The sequence below is a fragment of the Pseudomonas helleri genome (genome assembly GCF_001043025.1).
Lineage (GTDB): Bacteria > Pseudomonadota > Gammaproteobacteria > Pseudomonadales > Pseudomonadaceae > Aquipseudomonas > Aquipseudomonas helleri.
On the sequence record NZ_JYLD01000013.1, the window covers coordinates 14,499 to 36,945 of the forward strand.

Annotated in this window: 15 protein-coding genes; 14 read left to right on the forward strand and 1 reads right to left on the reverse strand. The window is 57.0% G+C overall.

Going from position 1 to position 22,447, the window contains the following annotated elements:
- The first annotated feature begins 44 nt into the window (after positions 1-44).
- The gene (locus tag TU84_RS19505) at positions 45-926 is read left to right on the forward strand and encodes a LysR family transcriptional regulator (protein ID WP_048371962.1); all 882 of its coding nucleotides are present in this window, start codon (positions 45-47) and stop codon (positions 924-926) included.
- Positions 927-1,174: 248 nt separating this feature from the next.
- Here the strand turns inward: TU84_RS19505 and TU84_RS19510 are convergent, their stop codons facing one another.
- The gene (locus tag TU84_RS19510) at positions 1,175-1,951 is read right to left on the reverse strand and encodes a DeoR/GlpR family DNA-binding transcription regulator (protein WP_241486421.1); all 777 of its coding nucleotides are present in this window, start codon (positions 1,949-1,951) and stop codon (positions 1,175-1,177) included.
- A 119-nt stretch (positions 1,952-2,070) separates the two neighbouring features.
- Here TU84_RS19510 and TU84_RS19515 point away from each other — a divergent pair, with 119 nt between their 5' ends.
- From TU84_RS19515 to TU84_RS19575, 13 genes are all read left to right on the forward strand, one after another.
- The gene (locus tag TU84_RS19515; RefSeq protein WP_048371965.1) at positions 2,071-3,090 is read left to right on the forward strand and encodes a glycoside hydrolase family 3 N-terminal domain-containing protein; all 1,020 of its coding nucleotides are present in this window, start codon (positions 2,071-2,073) and stop codon (positions 3,088-3,090) included.
- Positions 3,091-3,229: 139 nt separating this feature from the next.
- A complete protein-coding gene (locus TU84_RS19520) occupies positions 3,230-8,596 on the forward strand; it encodes a dermonecrotic toxin domain-containing protein (protein ID WP_048371967.1) in 5,367 nt (1,788 codons plus the stop codon).
- A gap of 284 nt (positions 8,597-8,880) precedes the next feature.
- Complete coding sequence (locus TU84_RS19525) at positions 8,881-9,390, forward strand: sigma-70 family RNA polymerase sigma factor (RefSeq protein WP_048371970.1); 510 nt, start codon at positions 8,881-8,883, stop codon at positions 9,388-9,390.
- A gap of 1 nt (position 9,391) precedes the next feature.
- Positions 9,392-10,351: a FecR domain-containing protein gene (locus TU84_RS19530; protein ID WP_048371971.1), complete on the forward strand. Its 960-nt coding sequence runs from the start codon at positions 9,392-9,394 to the stop codon at positions 10,349-10,351.
- Between the two features lie 114 nt (positions 10,352-10,465).
- On the forward strand, positions 10,466-13,108 hold the full coding sequence (locus TU84_RS19535; protein ID WP_048371973.1) for a TonB-dependent receptor: 2,643 nt from the start codon (positions 10,466-10,468) through the stop codon (positions 13,106-13,108).
- A gap of 318 nt (positions 13,109-13,426) precedes the next feature.
- Positions 13,427-14,725 (forward strand): NAD(P)/FAD-dependent oxidoreductase, encoded by a 1,299-nt coding sequence (locus tag TU84_RS19540; protein ID WP_053225273.1) that lies wholly within the window; start codon positions 13,427-13,429, stop codon positions 14,723-14,725.
- Positions 14,726-14,862: 137 nt separating this feature from the next.
- The gene (locus TU84_RS19545; protein WP_048371977.1) at positions 14,863-15,894 is read left to right on the forward strand and encodes an ABC transporter substrate-binding protein; all 1,032 of its coding nucleotides are present in this window, start codon (positions 14,863-14,865) and stop codon (positions 15,892-15,894) included.
- A 13-nt stretch (positions 15,895-15,907) separates the two neighbouring features.
- Entirely contained in the window at positions 15,908-16,942 is a 1,035-nt protein-coding gene (locus TU84_RS19550) for a polyamine ABC transporter substrate-binding protein (RefSeq protein ID WP_048372150.1), read from the forward strand.
- 76 nt (positions 16,943-17,018) lie between these two features.
- Complete coding sequence (locus TU84_RS19555; protein WP_048371979.1) at positions 17,019-18,101, forward strand: ABC transporter ATP-binding protein; 1,083 nt, start codon at positions 17,019-17,021, stop codon at positions 18,099-18,101.
- Positions 18,098-18,979 (forward strand): ABC transporter permease, encoded by an 882-nt coding sequence (locus TU84_RS19560; protein WP_048371981.1) that lies wholly within the window; start codon positions 18,098-18,100, stop codon positions 18,977-18,979. Before TU84_RS19555 ends, TU84_RS19560 begins: the two co-directional genes overlap by 4 nt.
- Positions 18,980-18,983: 4 nt before the next feature.
- Positions 18,984-19,799: an ABC transporter permease gene (locus tag TU84_RS19565; RefSeq protein ID WP_048371983.1), complete on the forward strand. Its 816-nt coding sequence runs from the start codon at positions 18,984-18,986 to the stop codon at positions 19,797-19,799.
- A complete protein-coding gene (locus TU84_RS19570) occupies positions 19,796-21,277 on the forward strand; it encodes an FAD-dependent oxidoreductase (protein ID WP_048371985.1) in 1,482 nt (493 codons plus the stop codon). Before TU84_RS19565 ends, TU84_RS19570 begins: the two co-directional genes overlap by 4 nt.
- Complete coding sequence (locus TU84_RS19575) at positions 21,274-22,443, forward strand: NAD(P)/FAD-dependent oxidoreductase (protein WP_048371987.1); 1,170 nt, start codon at positions 21,274-21,276, stop codon at positions 22,441-22,443. Before TU84_RS19570 ends, TU84_RS19575 begins: the two co-directional genes overlap by 4 nt.
- The last annotated feature ends 4 nt before the right edge of the window (positions 22,444-22,447 follow it).

Consider the following 22,447-nt stretch of genomic DNA (forward strand, 5'->3'; position numbering starts at 1 on the left):
GATGTGCGGACTTTACTGTCCGCAATCAAACGACGAGGGATGCAATGGACAGCCTGAATGGCTTCGTGGTCTTTGTTCAGGTCGCTGAAACCCGCAGCTTCGTGGCGGCGGGGCGACTGTTGGGGGTGTCAGCCTCGGCAGTCGGTAAAAGCGTGGCGCGGCTCGAAGAAAAGCTCGGTGTGCGGCTTTTTCATCGCAGCACCCGCAGCGTGACGTTGACCGCGGAAGGTGCGTTGTTTCTGGAGCGCAGCCGACGCATCCTCGCTGAGATCGAAGCCGCCCAGCAGGAACTGTCGCAAGCTTCTGCTGCACCGCGCGGGCGCCTGCGGGTGAGCCTGCCGATGGTCAGCGCGCTGGTGTTGCCGGTGCTCGGCGAATTTATGCGCGCCTACCCCGAGATTGAGCTGGACCTGGATTTTACTGACCGCAGGGTTGACGTGATCGAAGAAGGTTTTGATGCCGTGGTGCGCATTGGCAATCCCGTCGATTCAAGATTGTCGGCCCGTCGCCTGGGCTCGTTTGCTATGCAGGTGGTGGCGTCGCCCGATTATTTGGCACTGCGGGGTACGCCACAGGTCCCGGCTGATCTGTTGCAGCACACCTGCATGCACTATCGCTGGCCCAATAGCGGCAAGCTCGAAACATGGGCGTTGCGCCAAGCCCCTGGCGAGCCCGAATTGCAACTGCCCACCTCGATGATCTGCAACAACGTCGAAACCCGCGTGTGTTTTGCGCTGCAAGGATTGGGCGTCACTTATCTGCCGGAATTCGCCATTCGCGAGCCCTTGGCCGATGGCCGCCTGCAACTGATTCTGGAAAATTATGTGGAGCACCGCGGGGTGTTTTATGTGCTCTGGCCCGCGAGCAAACACCCGTCGCCCAAGGTGCGGGCGCTGGTGGATTTTCTCTGTGCGCGGATAGATTGATAAAGGTCGCAGGCTGCGGCCCCTCTTATCAAAAAACAGAATAAGTTATTGATTCTAAAGGCCCTGAAGGAGCGAGCTTGTCTCGCGATCTTTTGATCTTGATCTGACTTGTGATCTTGATCTAAGAGGCCCCGTTAAACCACGCTGGCCGATCGCAGCCTTCGTACCTCGTCAGCGACTACAGTGGCCTGTTTGCTGCGCGACAGCGCGGCGTTGAAGACGGGGCAGCTCCGCGCGATCTCTGGATCTCAGCTCGCGACCACAACTGTCGAGACCTTGGCTTGAATAGGCTCCAGCCGTTCTGCCGGGGCGTCATGTTCCACCACCAGCACACTCAACTCTTCGCAGGCGGCCACGTGGTAGTGGGCAATGCTGGACAGTTTTTCATTGGTCACGGCCACCACAATTTGCCCGCTTCGCGACACCACGGCACGCTTGAATTCTGCTTCGTCCATGTTGAACGCCGTCACGCCCTTGCTGGCATCAATGGCGCAGGCGCCTAAAAAGCACAGATCAAAATTGAAATGGGCCAATTGTTGAATCGCGCTCAGGCCGTGGATGTTGCCTGAGGTTTTGTCCAGGCGCCCACCCAGCAAGATGACTTCGGCCAACGGCAGCGTGTCCAGTTGCAGGGCAATGGCGGGCGAATTGGTGGTGACGCAAACTGCAATATTGTGATCGATTGCGCTCGTTATGCAGGCATTGGTGGTGCCGCCATCGATAAACACGTGCTGGCCCGCTTTGATCAGCGTCGCTGACGCCTGGCCCAGCGAGCTTTTACGCTCGATGTGTTGCATTTGCCTGTCCTTCACAGGTCGCTCAGGCGCCAATGAAATGGCCCCTCCGTATACCCGTTTACACAGCCCTGCTTGCGCCAGCGCCGCGAGATCTCGACGGATTGAGTGCTCGGAAACGTTAAATTCCTGAGCCAGCTCCCCAGCCACCACCCGACCGTGAGTCGCCAGCCGTTGGGCGATCAGGGTTTGCCGCTCTCCGGGGAAACTCTCATGAGTGAGCATTGACATCCCGTGAATCCTGTTTAAATTGAGCATAAACGAGCATTGATGATTGGTTTTGTGCTCGAAGGTGATCGATATCATGCGTGGCGGCTGGTCGCGCGTCAAACAGCGGTTAAGGAGTCGTAATGTCAGGTGAACTGCTGCGGGCTGCGTATTCGGTATTGTTGCCCGCCATCGGCGATTTGAATCTGGATGAGCCTGTCCGTCGCCATTTAAGCCGTGGTGGCGTCTCGGTGTTGTTGGGCGAAACACGGGATGAGTACATCGGCAGGGCCATGACCCAGGCCCGTCGCGACGCCGAGACGCAAACCAAATTGGCCAGCCTCACTCAACACGTCGCGGCATTGGCCGGTGGGCCGGTATTGATCGCGGTGGATCAAGAACTCGGTGGCATCGAGCGCCTGCACCAATTGGTTCCGGCTATTCCTTCAAGGGCGCAACTCAAAGACCTGAGTGCAGAGGTTATTGAACAGCGCTGCTATGAAATGGCCACTGTGGCACGCCGGTTAGGCGTCAATATGTTCCTCGCGCCGATTGTCGATGTGGTGACTGGCATCAATCCCTGGTTGCTTAACCGGCATTTGGGTGATGACCCGGTGCAGGTCAGTCGAATTTCCTGTGCCTTTATCCGTGGGGTTCAGCGTGCCGGGGTCATTGCCACGGCTAAACATTTTCCGGGTCACTACGCCACTGAGCATGACCCGGCCATTGCCTTGGCTGCCGTGCACGGCCCGCTGGAGTTGCTTGACGACAACCTCCAGGTGTTCCGACAAGTGATTGGAGCCGGTGTGCAAGCGGTGATGCCAGGCCCGGCGGTGTTCCCGGCCATTGACCCGGATCAGTCGGCCTCGACATCGGCCAAGGTCATTGCCTTGCTGCGTGACACGCTGGGGTTCGGCGGGCTGATCATTTCAGATGACCTGGACGCAGTGTCCATCCTGCGGGGTAATACCTTGACCGATACGGCCGTGGCTTCGCTGGCGGCGGGTGCGCATTTGTTGTTGGTGTCCAGCGAGTCAGGGCTCGATGCCATTGCCGAGGCGATTGTGAGCGCAGTGGATGAAGGAACGCTGGAGCGTCAGGTGTTGCTGGCGGCCTCTTTCAAAGTGCATCAGATGGCTTTAGCGCAGGCAGTCACTAACTGATTACCTCAGCACTTTCTCCGACTGGCAGGTATAGCAATATGTAGTCATTGTCGCCCCCATGTTCCGCGTACTGTCCCCACTCATAGGGGCTTGTGCCTTGCTATTCAGCAGGGCAGGCCCTCCTGACAAGGACGGACCTATGACCGATGCGTCAAACTATTACTATTCGGAAAATGCGATCAAAGAGCGTTTTCTGGCCCAAGTGAATGAGCAGTTTTTAGCCGGAACCTTAAGCCCGGATCAACGCAGTTGGTTAAATAAAGTGCTGCTTCAAACTGAAGATAGCCGCACCGGTCAGCCTGATCCGATGCATGTGTGCGAAGTTCTTTTTTATCGTGGCGCATCCAACACTCGCAAAGGGTATTTCAGAGGGGCCTTCACACTGTCCAAAGGGCTTAAAGACACGGATACCTACGTGTTGTTCTCGTTGGTCAACGGGCTGGAAACCTTTTCCAGTTGGCAGTCTCTGACTGAGACCTATCGTCAACACCTGAGCAACAGTAAAGCCCAAGTCATGCATTTTCTTCCAATGGATGCACGTCCGCATTTATTGAAAGCAGGTGATTTTAATGTTGTAAAACAACCGATATCGGGCTCTGTATTCGGGACCACCAGTTCTTTATTTGAGTCTGAGCGAACAATCGACCTGCAAAATGTCTTAGGTCTATTGTCGGGTGTGCCTTCTGCTCGAACAGTGGTAATTGAAAAACTTAATGCTCAGGCCAATGGGGCCCTGGAACCCAATGCCGCAGAAACCCAGAGCCGGGTGCACAACCCTGTAGCAGACCTAGTTTTTGAATTTTTTTTGAAGGGCAGTTTCTCCGGTCTACATGATTATGAGTTTTCTCGTTCTGCCAATAGCAGGGGCATAAAGGGGAAAAGTCGTGAAGTACTGGAGCTTGAGTTTCTACGTTCTATTGGACAGGTTTCTAACAATCTGGACAGACAACTTGAAGCATCGATTACCCAGTACTGGGATTCTCCCATCTATCCTGAGCTGAGTTTGCATGAGTGCACCAAACATGCCCTGCGAGATCGCTTTATGGATGCGCTGATGCAAGCCCGGCATGTCGGTTCAATGACCGAAAACGACTTCAACGCGGTGTATGAATGCGCGATGGGCATAGAGTCATCCAGCGTGAACTCGGCGACTCTGCACTTGGCGGGCGTAAAGGGTGATCCAATCCCTTTGGCGGGTTGGTATTGCTTTTTCATCGACAGTCACGAGCGCAGCTTACTGGTGATGGGGGATCAAGGCCTGAAGTTCTACAGAGACTGGTTCGATTTCACACGTGAGAACCTGCCTCGTTTTAAAGCCTTGCGATATGACACGTCCTTGAAAGAACTGCCTTTGTCTGAGGCCTCGTTAACCCGCTATATAAGTTTCAAGGACCGTGCCCGATTGGCTAAAGGCCTGCAACTGAATATTGAGTTTGGTTTACGGGCCATTGACTTGTTTGCGGTCTTGGCAAGCAGTGTACGCACACGAATGAGTGATGACATTAACGGGCTTACTTCCTTTCTGAAAAATACCGCCACTCAGATAAGTTCTTACACGTCCCAAGATTACGCCAGCTTTACACACTCTGTGCTGGACCAAGCGTCGGATATTCGTCTGCTGATAAATCCTGAACTGCTGGAGGGGGCTATTAATAATCGCTGGAGCTCACGTTTTTCCATCGGTGAAACTGCATTTGAAACCCCGACAGAAGCCATTGAACAATTAAAAGTGCCATTGTCCTTAGTCAGGGCGCGTCTTGAATCGTTACGTGATGATATAGGCTTTTTCCTTAAAGGTTTTCCAACAATTCGGACATGCGTCAAGGAACTCATGCAGGAGGATTGGGCGCTTATGGGCCGAGCGGGGCTGGTAGATGCTGAAGCCTTGAGGGTGATTGTATTTAGCGGTTCACAAGGCCTCAATCGGACGCCGCTCACCTCTCGCCCCATGATTGCCGTTTTTTTGGAAAACCTGACCGGTCATACATCATTGCCCGATGATAAAACACGGGTCACCTTTGAGCGTGTCGGCCAGGTCGATGGAAAAACCATCTCTCTGGATGCGGCAGAGTGTGCAGCCCTCCACCAACTGATGGCGGAAATTACCCGCGATTTCAGCCAAAAACTGGATCTCTATCTGAACTCGTTTTTCTATAGTCGATCGCCTGAGGTCGATATTTTTACGAAGGCAGATCGATTAGCTATTTTCAAATCCACGTTGATATGGGCAGGCGGCTATTACTTTTTCAGTTATAACGACTCGTTAGGCGTGCGCGAAGCCAGTTACATTGCGGGTGTTCAGACGCAACGAAAACGCGCTGAGCGAACTACCTTCTTTTACTTTGTTCCGGATGTCTACAGTGTGGTGCTGTACTCAGCGTCGGCTGGCATTAATGTTAATGTGGAAAACTGTTTTCTCATTACTGAGCGCGGAGGCCTGGAATCCGAATGTGCAGGGCATGTTATTTTTTGGTCGCCAGGTCATAAGTTTGAAGTGTTCGATACACTTGACGCCTGTCAGTCGGCATTAAATACGCGCCTGTTTGATAAAACAGATTGCATGACCCTATTGAATAACATCGAGAAAAACGCGCTGGGAAGCGTGTTCGGTCATCTGTCAGAGCTGTCAGGTGAGCAGGGCGCCTTGTTCAGTTTTTTCCTGATTGAAGATGACTATATGGATACCTTGTCACGCAGCTTTATTGATCAGCAAATCAGAGAGGTCGGTGTGGCTCTTATGGAGGGTGTCACAGCAAGATTGTCCAGTGAGGGCCTTGAAAATACCATTCAAAGCTACGTGGAGCGATTCCGCGAGAGTTTGGATGTGTCGACAATTATCCAGCAAGTTGATACCACACTATTTAAAAAGGCATTACCAATAACATTAGGTATGGCCACGGTTGACGAGCAAATTGAATATATACGTTTACTTGAACGTTACCGTGATGTGGTCAGAGACAATCATGATTATCTGTACGATATACCCGAGATCAATGCCTACGCCCTGGAGGCTCTCAAGGTTCAACTGGCTCTCGATTTTCCAGATCTCTCACTGACGCCAGATGAAATCACTATTACTCTGACACAAGTCATCAGCCCTGGTTGGTCAGCGGAAATAGCGGCCATGGGCTCTGCGGTTTCTCATGAGACGCAAACATTGACAGCATTTGCCCTGACCGGTTTCAGTCAATTGAAAGGCCACCTGAAAGCAAGCTCAACCGGTACGACACCCCTCCCGAGTGGCATTGATGAACACTATGTAAAGTCGCTTGTGCGCAAGTTGAACATTGTTGGCAAATACAGAACATTGCTGAAACAAAAACTTCACAATTCCGGCCGGGAGCGTGTTGGGCGCTGCGCACTATTTTACAAACAGCTGCCTCCTCACGCTCTGGAAGCAGCGTTCAGGGCAAAGCTGGAGCATACGTTAAGTGACAAAGCGTATAACTTTATAAAGCATGTTCTTGATATGCCAGATGCTGTTGCCCGCGAACCTCTCAACGGGACCCTCATCAGCATACGGCAGTTGAAATTGCTCGCCTCACCCGATTCAGAACCTGATCTTGTCAAGGGTATGTATTTAATTGCCCCCGTCTCATCAAGTGATGGCCCATTTATTTTGTGGACCTTGTATGCACAAGACTTTACGTTCAAGGAATATACGAACGAAGCCAGTTTTCTGATTGACCTGCGCTCGCGCGAAACTTTGCAGCAACGTGTTCTGAAACGACTGGACCCGCAGAACCGGAAAAAATATGACAACGGTGGCTTCAATGAACCGCACATTATTTACATTGGCCTGGATTTCTTTTCGTTTGATGTGTCCAGTACACCCGCTCCAGCGAGTATTTCAAACACACCCATTCAGAACAATCTGCTGTTGCAACTGTACGACGATAATTACGACCTGTTGATCGATTTGGCAGAACAGCAAGCGCTCTCCACAGAGGAGGCTGACTGGAAAACGTTCAAGGGCTTAATGTCTTTAGGCATTGATTCAGCAATGGGGCTTGTCGCACCTTTTTTACCGGCTGTGTTGAATATTCCCTTCTTTGTGGCACAAACACTTGGCCTGTTAAAGGCCGGGGGGAGGGCCGTGAGCAAACACCAGTGGGGCGAGGCGATCGAGACGTTTGTGACGGCATTTATGTTGTTGATTCCTGGCCCGAAAAGACAGCCAGACAATCGCTTGTTGCTCTTGCCTGAGTCACCTGTTCTCGAACAGGTTGACATTGACTCGCCGCTAACCCTGCCGCTACCCGAGCCAAGCCCGAAGATCGACGACATCGTCATCCAAAAAAACATGTTTAATGCAAAACAGTTAGCGGCATTGGACGCCTACAGTGAGAACACTGTTTCACTGGATGCCATGGAGCATGAGGTTTCAACTCATCTGTATCACAGCAAGCCAAGAGGCCTGTATTACATCGTGTTGGCCGGCAAGGTATTTCGTGTCACTGAGTCTGAAAATCGCTGGAGAATCTATTCAGGTGAAAACCGTGAAGGCCCTGCGGTCAAGTTGAGTGCGTGGCAAAAATGGGAACTGGATCCCCGGGAACGTTTATTGGGCGGTGGTCCTGCTTATTCCAGGCATTCGAGTGGTCGTGATGTTCACGATTACACGATTCAGGCCCGAGGTATCAAGAGCATCCGACGGCTATCACCTGACAAAGCCTTGATGATTCAAATGGCTCATCAATTGGCCATGGAGTACCTGAGCGGAGCAAAGCAAACACTTAGTGCGATGAAAGCACTGGATCCGCAAGCGCTTCAGTATCGTTTGTGGTTGGCTGATTACTTGAATATGCCGACGTTGACAGAGCGTCAGATTCTTACCGTGGATCTGGCTATCGACTTGATCTATACCCGCATGAGCAAGCCTTCCATGAACCCTGTCAATTCCGAGCGTTTCCTGCAGGTCAAGGCTAAAAGGCCGGACGATGGCGTTGTCGCGTTTATTGACCCGAATGACACACATAAATACGTGTACCTGACAGATTTTTTCTTCAATACCCCGTTCGACAACTTGAACGCGAGTGATCATGAATGGCTGGAAGCCACCTTGCCACCCTTTGACTTTAACAATCACTACCGGGCAGTCACATTGATCCATGAGTTGTCTCATCAAAAGTTCTTCACGGAAGATATTCAATACATGAACGTGGCCTATCCGTTTGTTGAGCTCTTGAAAAACAACCCCGCCTTTGGTGCTGTTTCCAAACAAAGAATAAGTGATCTTCAGCGCAATACCCTTTCCCTGACCACACCACGCGACAAATTGTTCTCCCGGGACGGCTCTGAGCCCCCGCTCGAAGCAAGCGCAGTAGAGCGTATTCTGTTCGTTACGGGCACCACGCGGTTGGACGATGCACGTGATGTGTTCTTGGCCGACCCGGTAAAACGAGCCAGCGTTATCCTTTCCAATGCCGATTCAATAACGCTCATCATCAGCCGTTTGGGCGGAAAATTAGATACCTATTTACCGGTGCAGGCTCCGACGCCTTGATTGCAATGCAAGTGGCATGGGGGGCAGAGTTCCTGCCCCCGTTTTTTTTTAAAAAAAACTGCAAGAAAAGACCCCCTCGCGTCACATACCCATAGAGCAGAGTTTTGCTTGTATTGCGGGCAGGCATTTACCCTGCCCGTGGTAGTGGCAGAGATGCCGCTGATCAATACAAAAAGGTATATAAAAATACATTTTAAGTATTATTAGCGAATAACGCCTTTTGATAGCATTGCCCCCGCCGGTACACCGGACACACAGCGCATCTCACCCTGATTGGAGTCTCCATGTCCGGCGCCGACACTTCTCACAGTGAATACGTGGGCGGATTATTCCGCAGTCATTACCAATGGCTGTGCACACGCCTGCGCCGCCACCTCGACTCCAGCGCCCACGCCGAAGACATTGCCGCCGATACGTTTGTCCAGTTGCTGACTTCGCCCGGCGTAGTACCCATTCGCCAACCACGGGCGCTGCTGACCACCATTGCCCAGCGCTTGATGTATCAGCTGTGGCGCCGTCGCGATCTGGAGCGGGCTTATCTCGATGCCTTGCAACTGGATGACGTGTACGAAGCGCCTTCGCCCGAAGACCTGGCGCAGATGATTGAGGCGTTGCAATGCATAGACCAGTTGCTCGATGGCTTGCCGGTCAAGGTCAAGGCCACCTTTTTGCTGTCTCAGGTCAATGGCCTGACTTACCCTGAAATTGCCGCTGAATTGGGCATTTCCCAACGCTCGGTCAGTGACTACATGACCAAGGCAGTCAATCGCTGCCTGCGGGCTTGCCTGGAATGACATGAACATCGAAAACCAACACGACGACGTGATCGACAACGCGACTCGCTGGATTGTATTGCTGCGTTCAGGCCATGCCAGCGAGGCGGATTGGCAGGCTTACCGGCAGTGGCGCGCGCAAGACCCGCGGCATGAACAACTCTGTGCGCAACTGGAAACCCGCCTGGGGGTTTTTAAGGTGCCGATTAACCAAGGGGTCAGCGGCAAGGTGTTGCAACAGGCCCTGACTACCCCTGGCACCAGCCGTCGCAAATTATTGCAGGGCGCGCTGGCCTGTACCGGTGTGGCGCTGGGCGCCAGCCTGTTGGTCAGCCAGCGCACCGCGCTGGGGGAACTGACGGCGGATGTTTCAACCGGCACAGCTGAACGGCGTACGGTGAGTTTGCCCGATGGCAGCGAGCTGTTTTTGAACGCGAAAAGCGCGGTCGATCTGGATTTCAGCGGCCCGCACCGGATCGTCCGATTGCTCGATGGAGAGCTGCGAGTCAAGGTTGCCGTCAATCCGGCAACGCCTTTCCAACTGGTGACGCCGCAGGCGTTGATCCACGTGCTGGGCAGTGATTTGACCGTACGTGAACGCGGAGGGCAGGGGCTGGTGGTGGCGCTCAAAGGCGCGTTGCAGATCGCTCGCCAGGGGCTGGAAAACCTGCAACTGCAAAGCGGGCATGAAGTCTCTTATGATCGCTACGGGTTTAGTCCTGTACGCGTGATGAGCCTGGGGGCCGCTGCGTGGGTCGATGGCTTGCTGGAAGTACGGGATGTGCCTCTGGCGCAGATTATCGAGGCCTTGCGGCCTTATCGCGGCGGTGTGCTGCGTATCGACCCTGCAGTTGCCGAGTTGCGCGTCAGCGGTATGTTTCGGCTGGATAAAACCGAACAGGTGCTCGACACATTGGCGCGAACCTTGCCGATCCAGGTGCTGCGTCGCACCGATTATTGGGTCACCGTCACCTCCGCTTAAACGCAGTTCTAAGGACATAACCAAACGATCTGCAAGTTTTATCTGCGCCAATCCACACCTCTCCCGTAAGCGCTGCGGGGAGCAGCGTTGTTCAGAGATTTAGGGAGAGACACCTTGAGCGCGTCCAACACCTTTTCACGTCGCCAGCTACGGGCTTTTGCCATAGGGCCTCTGGCGAGCCTGTTCCTGACCTGCGCCTATGCGGCCGAAGAAGCCCGCCAGGTCTACCACATTGCCTCCGGCCCGCTGGATGAAGTACTGCTGAACATCAGCCGTCAGAGCGGACAAGTCATTTCGTTTACCCCGCAACTGAGCCGTTATTCGTCGGCGGCGATCAATGGCTCGTTGTCGGCGGAGCAAGCCGTTGGCGAGGCCCTGCGCGGCACCGGTTTGCAGCTGCAAGTCAGCCCGGACGGGGCGTTTATCATCAAAGAGGGCGCGGCCAGCGCTAACAAGGCCGGTACCCAGGCCCAGGACGCTGCGCCCACGACAGCGCTGGACCGGGTGGTCGCCATCGGCACTCGGCGCGCCAACGCCACGGCCTTGAGCAGCAGCGCCCCCGTGGATGTGATCAACAGCGAAGAGTTGGTGCAGACTGGCGCCGTGACCCTCAACCAGGCGCTGTTCCAGTTGCTGCCCTCGTTCAACTTTCCGCAAAACCAGAGCGCAACCCGTGGCCAGGACCCTAAAGGCGCTTCTTTGCGCGGCCTGTCCCCGGACGAAACACTGGTGTTGATCAACGGCAAGCGTCGGCATGCCTCGGCAGTGGTGAACTTGTCGGGCGGTGTGCCATTTATTGGTGCGCAGTCAGTCGACCTGGACATGATCCCGATCAGCGCCATCGATCACGTCGAAGTGCTGCGTGACGGCGCTTCAGCACAATACGGTTCGGATGCGATTGCCGGGGTGATCAACATCGTGCTTAAAGAGCGCGACAGCGGCGGGCAAATCAATACGCAATTGGGCAAGTTTTCTCAGCGTGACGGCTTCAGCAAAACCGCTGATGGCTGGTACGGCCTGGGGCTGCCGGGGGACGGTTTTCTGACCGTCAGCTTTAACGCGTTGAACAATAAACCGGACGATATCGGCGACAAGTATTTCGCCGATGGCCAAGTGCAAGACCCGCGCTGGGGCGGTGCAGGGCGTGACAAATACAACCTGGCAGCGAATGCCGAAATCGGCCTCAACGATCAATGGCGCCTCTACAGCTTCGCCACGTTCGGTCAGGACAAATCGGTCAACAATACCCCAAAGCTGTTGGCCAACAACCCGAACAACGTCACCGAGATCTACCCCAACGGGACCATTCCGAAATACCGCTACCGCTATGAAGATGGCGCACTGACGGTCGGCACCCGGTATGAAGACGACACCCTGGGCCGCTTCGACCTGAGCGCTACCTATGGCCGCGACGAACATGACGAACTGGCCTACAACACCCTCAACCCCAGTTTTGGCATCGCCAGCCCGACCAAATTCCAGATTGCGACGCTGATCAACGAACAAACCAACGTGGGTCTCGATTACGTCAAAGACTTGCCCGTGAACTGGCTGACCAACCCGCTGAACATCTCGGCCGGGATCGCCTATCGCAACGAGCGTTATCGCCTGGAATCGGGTGATTCCGACTCCTATTCGTTTGGCGGAATCGACGGTGTGCAAGTGGGGGGCGTACAGGCCTCAGGTTTGACCCCGGACGATGCCGGAACCTACTCGCGGGATGTTGCCGGGGTGTATTTCGGCCTGGAAAACCAGCTCACAGAGAAGCTGCAACTGGGCCTGGCGGCGCGGACCGAGCATTACTCGGATTTTGGTTCGGCCACCACGGGCAAGCTGTCGGCGCGGTATGACTTCACACCCAAGGTCGGGTTACGTGCCACCGTCAACAACGCTTATCGCGCACCGACACTGGGCCAGATTGGCACCTCCTGGACGACCACCACCAACGTCGATGCCAATGGCAACCCGGTGCTGACACGCATCTTGCCGTCCGATAACCCGGCTGCCCGTGCTCTCGGCGCAGAACAGCTCAAGCCTGAGAAGTCGACCAACTACTCGCTGGGGCTGGTGCTGCGTCCTGTTGACCAAGCCTCTGTGACCATCGATGCGTACCAGATCTCCATCCGGGATCGACTGCTGTTCAGCGGCGGTATTTCCGGGCCAGACGCCGAACGCATTCTGACGGAGGCAGGCTACGGCCAGTACACCTGGGCGCAGTTCATGACCAACGCGGTCGATACCCGTACCCGTGGCGTCGACATCGTCGGCAAGTACAACTTTGATCTACAACAGTACGGTTCGCTGGCACTGAGCGCGGGTTACACCCGTGCTAAAACCACCATTGAGAAGGTCCACGAAAACGCCAACGGCTTTGAAACAGTGACCCGGGAAAGCCGTGGTTACCTGGAATATGGCTACCCCAAAGACAAGTTCGTGTTGGGCGCGATTCACCGCTACGGCCCGTGGACCGTGGCCTTGAACGAAACCCGTTATGGCGAATACCGCAAGTTCGCCGCACAGGCCAGCGACTCGCAATACGATCAAACCTTCGGCGCCCAATGGACCACAGACCTGGACGTCAACTACGCCTTCACCAAGCAACTGCGCGTGTCGGTCGGCGCCAACAACCTGTTCAACAGCAAACCGGATGACTTTGACAGCCACCTGCGTCAAACCCCAAGCCAGAAGTACAGCTACCTGTCACCGGCGGCACCTGAAGGCACGTTTTACTACACCCGCTTGAGCTACGAGTTCTGATACGCGGTGGCGGGGCAACCCGCCACCACTTCAACCATCGGTTTTTCCCGTCCTTCCTCCCTCTGCGTAACGTCCCGCTCATCGGCGGGGTTATGCGTCTGTAAATTCAAAAATAAACATATCTTTCAAATAGATAGCGGTTTTTAGCGCTCCGTTTCGCTGTCTTCACGATTATTTATTGGTTTTAAAATCAATTAATGCAATTGACAGTTGTATTTATTTGATCGAGCATTGCAATTAAATGATTTATAGATATCGCACAGCGATACGGAGATTAAATTGTACGATCCACTGGTCAATGCTCACCCAGGTGTCGGAGTGCCTCATTCGTCTTCTTACTGGGTGGATACGGCGGGTACAGCGCCGCCAGATGACGGCCCGCTAAAGGGAGACATTGAGGTCGACGTTGCGATTATTGGCGCCGGTTACACAGGCCTGAGTTGTGCGTTGCACCTGGCCCGCGAGCACGGCATTCGCGCCGTGGTCCTGGAAGCCAATCAAGTGGCCTGGGGTTGCAGTGGGCGTAATGGCAGCTTTGCCCGTATCTCCGGCGGGCGAGTGCCGCTGGCGCAGTTGATCAGTCGCTACGGCGAGCACACCGCGAAACAGTATTTCGCCGAGATGACTGCCGGGCTGAACACCGTGCGTGGGCTGATCCGTGAAGGCCAGATTGATTGCGACGCGCAGCCGGACGGCGTGTACAAGGTCGCCAGCAATGCCAAGCATGTTGAGTCGCTCAAGCGCGAAGTGGGGCTGTATCACGATGTACTGGGTTATGGCGCGCAACTGGTCAGCGGCGACCAGGTGCAAGCGGTGCATCGCGGTGCTGAGTCATTTGGCGCGCTGTACATGCCCGACGGCTTTTCCATGCACCCGTTGAAACTGGCCTGGGGCGTTCATCGCCTGGCCCGTGAGGCGGGGGCCACCGTGCACGTGGGTTCGCCGGTGGTCGACTGGACCAGCGCCAATGGCAGCCACCGGCTGGTGACGCCGGGCGGGGTGGTGACGGCGCGCAAGGTGGTGGTCGCCACCAATGGCTACACCTCCACGGCGCTTAATCGTGCAACGGCGGGGCGTGTGTTACCGGTTCACTCGCAAATTATCGTGACGCGCCCCCTCAGCGCTGAAGAAAAGCGCCAGACACTGCCTGGCAGTGAGTGCATGTTCGATACCCGCCATCTGCTGTCTTACTATCGGCGTTTGCCCGACGATCGCATTTTGTTTGGCGGGCGCAGCGCCATTACCGGGCGCGAAGCCGAAAGCCCGAAGCACCGGCAAAACCTGCAGGACGCTTTGTCACGCAAGTTCCCGATGCTCGAAGGAATCCAGGTCGATTACAACTGGGGCGGCTGGGTCGCCGTCAGTGAAAGCTCGCTGCCATTTGTCTGCAAAGTGCCAGAGCTGGAAAACGTGTTCGCCGGCGGCGGCTATGCCGGCAGCGGTGTTTCATTTTCACTGCAGGTGGGCAAGCGTCTTGCACAGATGGTCACCGGCGATCCGCATCCCACCGAGGTGGACTTTCTTCATCAATGCCCCAAGCGTTTCCCGTTCCAACCGTTTTTGCGCATGGGCCAGCGTATGGCCTATGCCTGGTATCGATTCAAAGACGCTTCATAACGACCACGGTTCCAGCGAAAAAGAAGCAACCCGTGCAGGTGTGACATTGCCTGCGCTCATTATAAAAAGAGTGATTCGGGCCAACACGGCCGGCGTTTTATTCAACTGTCTAATTACAACAAACTCAGGAGTTGAAAATGCGATTAATCAACACACCCATGGCCAGTCTTGCGCTGGCCATTACCTTCGGTGCAAGCGTGCACGCACAGGCGGCTGATACCGTTACCTTTGCGGGTTGGGGAGGGGCGCTACAGGATGCCGAGCGTACGGCGTATCTGAAGCCCGCGGAAAAAGCACTGGGCATCACCATCAAAGAAGACAACATGGACGGCCTGGCGGCGGTGCGCGCCCAAGTGATGTCGGGCAAGCCCAAGTGGGATGTTGTCGAGCTGGCGTCCAATGATTGCGTGCTGGCCCAAGAGCAGGGGCTGACCGAGCCACTGGACTATTCAGTGATCAGTACCGACGGCGTGGCCTCGAACTTCTACGGCAAAAACTGGATCGCCAGTAACGCCTATTCCACCGTACTGGCCTGGGCAAAAGATGCCACAGGCCCGACCCCGAAGAACTGGCAAGAGTTCTTTGACCCGTCTATCAAGGCCTCGCGCTCCTTGTACCGCCAGCCTTACACCACGCTGGAACTGGCGTTGATCGCCGATGGCGTTTCACCCAAGCAACTCTACCCGCTGGATATCGACCGGGCGTTTAAGGTGCTGAAGCGCATCAAGCCGCAAGTGGTCAATTGGTGGCGCAGCGGCACCGACTCTGCACAACTGTTGCGCAGCCGCGAAGTGGACGCGCTGTCCATCTGGGCGTCGCGGGTTGATGAGTTGAAAAAGTCCGGCGAGAACGTGGACTACACCTATGACCATGCCTTGCTGGATTACGACTGCGTCGTGGTGCCCAAAGGTGCACCGAACAAAGCTCTGGCGATGAAACTGATCGCCGAAATCATGAAGCCCGAAAGCCAGGCAACCCTGGTAACCGTGATCCCGAACCCGCCGATCAACGTCAAGGCCTACGACACCGGCATCATTCCTGCGGACATGGCGGCCACGTTGCCGACGGCTCCGGCCAATATCGACAAAGTGGTGTTCTTCGATCCGGTCTGGTGGCAAGCCCACCAAGCTGAGGTTCAACGTCGCTACGACCTGTTCATCCAGAATTGAGAAGGCCGTGACCATGATCAGTTTCAAGAAAAGCCTGTTGTGCGGGGCGGTTATCGCTTCTTTGGGCTGGGGCGCAAGCTTTGCCGCCCTGGCTGACACCCTGACCTTTGCCGGCTGGGGCGGAGCCTTGCAGGACGCTGAGCGCAAAGCCTACCTCGAACCCGCCGCCAAAGCCTTGGGCGTGACTATCCGTGAAGACAACATGGACGGCCTCGCGGCGGTGCGTGCCCAGGTGATGTCCGGCAAGCCCAAATGGGACGTGGTGGAACTGGGCAGCACCGAGTGCGCCCAGGCTCAGCTGGAGGGGCTGGCCGAGCCGCTGGATTACAGCGTGATTGATGCCACCCATGTCGATAAGTCCGTGGTCAGCAGCCACTGGATTGCCAGCCATGCCTACGCCACCGTGGTGGCCTGGGCCGAAGACACCGGCGCGCCGGTGGCGAAAAACTGGCAACAGTTCTTCGACCCGCAGTTCAAAGGTGCCCGCGCCTTGTACCGCCAGCCGTGGCTGACCATGGAAGCGGCTTTGTTGGGCGACGGGGTTGCGCCCAAGGACTTGTACCCGCTGGACGTGGAGCGGGCGATCAAGGTGCTCAACCGGATCAAGCCGCAGGTGGTGAACTGGTGGAGCGCGGGCGCGGATTCGGCGCAGTTGTTGCGCAGCCGTGAAGTCGATTTTCTGGCGATCTGGAATGGCCGGGTCAACGAGGTCAAGGCCAGCGGTGAGAAGGTCAACTACAGCTTCGATGGCGCGCTGTTGAGCCATGACTGCCTGATCATCCCCAAAGGCGCGGCGAACAAGGCGCAGGCCATGAAACTCATCGCCCACATCATGCAGCCCGAAAGCCAGGCCACGCTGGCCACGTTGATTCCGTACTCGCCGGTCAACAGCAAGGCGTATGACTTGCCGATCATTACTGACGAACTGGCCGCGCGGTTGCCGACCTCGCCTCAGAACATCGACAAAGTGGTCACCGTGTCGCCCGACTGGTGGGTCAAGAACCAGGCAGAGGTTCGCCAGCGGTTCGCCCTGTTCCTCGCCAACTAAGCAGTGGGGTGGGACGCCGCTGGCGTCCCGTCTACGAAACAAGGGCGCCTGACGTCCGTATGTGCCGAGTGTGAATATGTCCGAAGAACACAAACTTTCGATGTCGATCGATATCGAAAAGCTGACCAAGACCTATGACAGTTTTGCCGCGCTGGATGATGTTTCGCTATCGATCAAAAGCGGTGAGTTTCTGTCGTTGCTGGGCTCCTCCGGCTCTGGCAAGACCACGCTGCTGATGGCCTTGGCCGGGTTCGTTCGCCCGGATGCAGGGAGTATCCGTTTTGGCGGGCGCGAGATGATCTTCGAGCCACCGCACAAGCGTGATGTGGGCATGATGTTCCAAAGCTACGCGTTGTTTCCGCACATGAACGTGTTTCAAAACGTCGCCTACCCGCTGAAGTTGCGCGGTTACAAACGTGCCGACATCCGTCAGCGGGTCGAGCAGGCGTTGGCCACTGTGGAGCTGGACCACTTGATCGAGCGCGGCATTACCGAAATGTCGGGCGGCCAGCGCCAACGCATCGCGCTGGCCCGGGCGATTGTTTTCGAGCCAAAAATCCTGCTGATGGACGAGCCGCTGTCGGCCCTGGACAAACGCCTGCGCGAAACCATGCAACTGGAGCTGCGCCGTCTGCACGAGCGCCTGGGCATGACCGTGGTGTACGTTACCCATGACCAGCGTGAAGCGCTGACCATGTCTGACCGGATCGCGGTCATGAGTAAAGGGCGGATCCGCCAGATCGACACTCCGGTCAATCTCTATGAGCGCCCGGCCAACCGCTTTATTGCGGAGTTTGTCGGGGAGTCGTCGTGTTTGCCGATCACCTTGCAGGGCGGCCAGGCACTGTTTCAGGGCCGGGCTTTGCGCGGCGCCAACGCTGCCGGTGGTTTAAAGAACCCGAGCCTGGTGGTGCGTCCGGAAAAACTGCAGTTCGTCCCGGCCGAGGCCAGCGATTACAACCTGTTGCGCGGTCATGTGGCCGACGTGATTTTCCAGGGTGAAAGCCAGTTGGTGCAGATTGATCTGGGGGAGGGCATGTCGGTGGCGATTCGTCGGCCCACCAACAGTTCCGAAGGCAACCGCCTGCCAGCCCGCGGCGATGCCGTGGTGCTGGGCCTGCACGTACAGGACACGCTGCTGGTTGGAGATGATCAATGAGCAGCGACCTTTTCGATGCGCTCAACGCGCGCGACCTGCGCAAGGCGCAAAGACGTGAGCGCTGGTACTTGTTCGGCTCCGGGCTGCCGGCCTTGCTTTTGGTGCTGCTGACGTTTGTGCTGCCGATTGGCTGGCTGTTCTGGCTGTCACTGTTCAATGCCGACGGGCAATTATCCATAGAGAACTACACCCGGCTGCTGGAACCGATCTATGTGCTGACGTTTGTGCAGACCTTCAAGACCGGGATCATTGTGACCATCGCCTGCGTGCTGATCGGTTATCCCTACGCGTACTTCATGATCAAGGGGCCGCGCTGGCTGGCTAATGTGGCCATGGCGCTGTTGCTGGTGTCGCTGTGGACGTCGTTGCTGGTGCGCACCTATGCCTGGCTGATCATTTTGCAGCGGCGCGGCATCGCCAATGACTTATTGATGAGCCTGGGCATTACCGATGCGCCGCTGCCGCTGGTGTACAACCTGACCGGCACGGTGATTGGCATGGTCCACATCATGTTGCCGTTCATGATTTTGCCGCTGTATGCCGCCATGAAAAGCATCGATCCGATCTACAGCCAGGCCGCCGCCGCGTTTGGCGCGTCACCGTCGCGGGCCTTCCGTGATGTGTTTCTGCCGCTGTCGGGGCCGGGGCTGGCCGCCGGTGCCACTTTGGTGTTTGTGATCACCCTGGGGTTCTACGTCACACCGGCGTTGTTGGGTGGCGGCAAGGTGCAGATGATCTCGATGCGGATCGAAAGTGACGTCTCCATGTACGCCAACTGGGGTGCGGCGTCGTCCCTGGGTGTGGTGCTGCTGTTGGCCACGTTGCTGATCCTGTTCATTGTCAAAAAGAGCGCGGGCCTCGGCCGGCGCAGCGAGTGAAATCATGGTCCGACTAAAACAAAACCTGATGGCAGCGGTGCGCGGCTCCTGGCTCTATGTACTGGTGTTGGCGACCATGATTTTCCTGGTGCTGCCCACCTTGATCGTGATCCCGATGTCGTTCTCGGATGCGCGCTACCTGAGCTTTCCGCCCAAGTCGTTCAGCATTGAGCCGTTCTTCAAGTATTTCGCTTCGCTGGAATGGCGCAGCGCAACCCAGGTCTCGCTGATTACGGCATCACTGGTGATGGTGCTGGCGACCACCTTGGGCACCGCGGCGGCGTATTCGCTGCACGTGACCCAGTCGAAAGTCTCGGGGGTGCTGCGTGGCTTGTTGATGGCGCCGATGATTGTGCCGACCATTTTCATCGCCATTGGCCTGTTCTTTGTCTATGCCAAGTTTGACCTGAACAACACCATTCCCGGCCTGGTGCTGGGGCATACATTGCTGGCGCTGCCTTACGTGGTGATCAACGTCAGCGCCGGGTTGCGCAGCTACGACATGACCCAAGAACAGGCCGCCTGCATTCTCGGCGCTACCCGGCTACGGGCGTTCTTTGACGTGACGTTGCCGCAAATCCGCTTTTCCGTGATTGCCGCTGCGATGTTTGCCTTTGCCATTTCCCTGGACGAAGCGGTGATCTCGCTGTTTATCAGTGGCGGCGACACGTCGACCTTGACCAAGCGGATGTTCAGTTCGCTGCGTTCCGAGATCGATCCCTTGATCGCGGTGGTGGCGACCTTGATGACATTCTTGTCGATCATCATGCTGTGCATCAGCATCATGGCCAAGCGCAAGGCCGGGAGGGCCGTTGAATGAGTGAGGTCAATCTGCGCCTGCGCCATGCCAGCAGCGAGTGTGTCGAGTTCTTCTGGAATGGCCGTTCCCTGCAAGGGCGCAAGGGCGAGAGCCTGGCGGCTGCGCTGCTGGCTAACGGTGTTCAGACACTCGCCTGGACGCGTAAATCCCATCGGCCGCTGGGTTACTCGGGCAGCTACGTGGCCGGGGTGCTGGCCAGGGTCGACGGGGTACCCAATGTGCGGCTGGATCTGCTGGCGGTCACTGCCGGGGTGCAGGTTGAAATGCAAAATTGCTGGCCGAGCCCGGCGTTCGATGTGCTGCGCCTGTCGCGGCTGATTCCGGATCGTTGGCTGCAGGGCGGATTTGAGCACACCAATCTGGTGCCCAGCGGCACGCCGCTGTTTCAGCGCTGGGAAGCTCTCTTGGCGTTCCTCGCCGGCGTCGCCAAACCGGCCGAGCGAACGGCTGAAGTGGCTGTGCCGCAAGGCCAGTATGTGAGCAGCGACGTCTTGGTCATCGGTGGCGGGCCTGCGGGCTGTGCCGCCGCCAATGAAGCGGCACGGGCCGGGCGCAGCGTAGTGTTGGTGACCCGTGGCCATCGACTTGGCCGTTATGCGCAAAGCGCTGGCCAGCCCAAACCGCAGTTGGATGAGCGCGTGCAACAGGTGACCGGGGTTGAGGTGTTTGGGGCTTACCGGGAAGGGCAATTGTTACTCGGTGCGCCCCACGACCCGGCGCAAGGTGCCGTAGCCTTCGAAGCTGATGACGTGGTGCTGGCTACCGGGCGGCGTGCTTGCCCGCCGGTGATCCCGAATATGTGGTTGCCCGGCGTCATGGACGCGCGCACCGCGTTGATCATGGCCCACGAACAGGCAGTGGCTCCCGGTGCGCGAGTGGTAGTGGTCGGTAATGGCGATCAAACCGCCCATGCCAATCGTTTGCGTGAGCTGGGGGTCAATGTGGTGGCGGTCAAAGCCATTAGCGAATTGCGCCGTGTGCTGGGGCGCAACGCGGTGTCGGCGGCACTGTTCGATCAACCGGTCGCCTGCGACGCGCTGGTTCACGCCGGGCCGTGGCTGGTTGATGCCAGCCTGACGTTCCAGAGCCGCGCCGAAGGGCTGCTGCAATTGCGTGAGCAGCGCCAAAGCCGCCTGCGCACGGTTGGCTCGGCGGCTGAACCTGATCAACCGCTGCCGGTGGCTGCACGTACGCGCTACAAGGCGTTGCTGTGCCCGTGTTTTGATGTGTCCTGCCACGAGGTCGAGGCCTTGATCGAGCAGGGCATCACCGACCTTGAAGTGATCAAGCGCCTGACCTCCTGCGGCATGGGGCCGTGTCAGGGCCAACCTTGCTGGGACTTGCTGCGCGCTCTGGTCAGCGCCCGCAGCGGGATCCCGTTGCACACCTTGCCAAGGCCGACCCTGCGCCCGCCACGGCGTGCCCTGAGTGTCGCGCAAGCGGCCGGTCTGGCCGATGTTGTGGAGCCTCTGCAATGACCCCTACACAACCTTTGCCTGCACAAGCGTCGATCATCATCGTTGGTGCGGGGATCCAGGGCCTGTCGCTGGCCTTCAATCTGGCTGAACTGGGCGTGCGCGATGTGCTAGTGCTTGACGCCGGTTATTGGCAGGGCGGCGCCTCGGGGCGCAACGGGACGTTGATTCGCGGGGCGTTCAGTTCACCGGAATGGACGCGCTTCTTCGCCCATTCGTGTCACTTGTGGCAAGGCTTGTCCAAGCGCCTGGGCGAGAACGTCATGTACTCGCGCCGCGGCTACAGCATGATCGGCGAACGCAGCAGCACGGCCGCCATGCTTGATCGCACCCTGGAGGTGCACAAAGCCTGCGGCATCAACTCAAGCCTGTTGAACGCTGCGCAACTGCGTGAAGTGCTACCGGCGCTGGCACACCAGCGGGTCAGCGCGGCATTGCACCTGCCCGACAGCGGGGTCGCGCCGCACCATGCCGCCATGTATGCCTATCGCCAGGCGTGCGAGGCGCGTGGCGTGAGCATTCGTTACCGCACCGAGGTCAGCGCCATCGACCGCAGCGCCGGGCGGGTGACCGGCGTTCGTGTGGGTGAGCAGCGCATTGCTACCGACACCCTGGTGCTGGCTGGCGGTGCCGAAAGCAACCGGTTGGCGCAATTGGCCGGGGTGCCGCTGGACGGCTACCCGATGCGCCTGGAAGCCATGGCGCTGGAGCCGATGCGGCCCTTGATAGGCCCTGCCGTCGCATTGCTGGACCGGCTTTGTTACATGCACCAGACCGCACGCGGCGAAGTGGTGGGGGGCGCAGAAGTTGCCGAACGCCCGCAAAACACCTTGAATGCCGACGTGCCGGTGATGGCCGCGACTGCCAAAGCGTATCTGGAGATGTTTCCTCAACTGGGGCATGCCCGTATCTTGCGGCAATGGGCCGGGCTGGTGCATATATCCAAAGATTTTGGCCCGCTACTGGGCGCGCACAATGCCTTGCCGGGTTTGTTTATCAGCGCTGGCTGGTGCTACGGTCACGCCGGCGCACCGGCCGCCGGTGAATTTCTGGCCAAGGCCATCGTCAAGGGCGTGGTGGATGAGCGTATGCGCCCGTTTGCCGTCGACCGTTTTGAGCGTAACCAAGCCGTGGTAGAGCCCGGTATTGTATTGAGTCATTTTGAATAACCAA